Here is a 637-nt window from a genome sequence, read left to right as displayed (position 1 = left end):
CACTGGTTGCTATCGAAAACGAAAACCAAACACTTAGAGGCAAATTAGATAAACGGTTTGGTGCTGCCCAACTGGAACCAGGGCGAATGGGTGAACTGGTGGATTTGATCTCCACTATTGGATTTGTTGACGATCAAAGATCTGGTGATGTGCTTGGAGAGGTCTACGAATACTTCCTCGGTCAGTTCGCCAGCGCAGAAGGCAAGAAGGGCGGTCAGTTCTATACGCCTGCTCACGTCGTCAAAACGCTGGTTGCTGTTTTGGCACCACATAAGGGTCGGATCTATGACCCTTGTTGCGGTTCAGGCGGAATGTTCGTTCAGAGCGAGAAGTTCATCCAGGCACACGGTGGCAAGCGGGATGATGCCTCGATCTATGGACAGGAGAGCAACCCAACAACTTGGCGGTTGGCAGCGATGAACCTGGCGATTCGTGGGTTCGCTGCTGATCTTGGTCAAGAACCTGCTGACACCTTTGCCAGAGACCAGTTCCCTGATCAGAAGTTCGACTACATCCTTGCCAATCCACCGTTCAACATTTCGGATTGGGGTGGGGAGAATTATGAAAGTGATCCACGTTGGTTATACGGCAGACCACCAGTAGGTAATGCCAACTATGCGTGGTTACAACATATGCT

At 50.5% G+C, this 637-nt stretch carries 1 protein-coding gene; it reads left to right on the top strand.

The window, feature by feature from the left end:
* Nucleotides 1–86: 86 nt before the first annotated feature.
* Nucleotides 87–637: HsdM family class I SAM-dependent methyltransferase (locus tag C7K08_RS15000; protein WP_241537305.1), on the top strand; the 551-nt coding region annotated here is incomplete at its 3' end.

Origin of the sequence: Synechococcus lacustris str. Tous (genome assembly GCF_003011125.1) — a bacterium.
GTDB classification, from domain to species: domain Bacteria; phylum Cyanobacteriota; class Cyanobacteriia; order PCC-6307; family Cyanobiaceae; genus Synechococcus_D; species Synechococcus_D lacustris.
The sequence above is the reverse complement of the archived record's forward strand: the minus strand, read 5'-3'. Positions and strand labels throughout refer to the sequence as shown.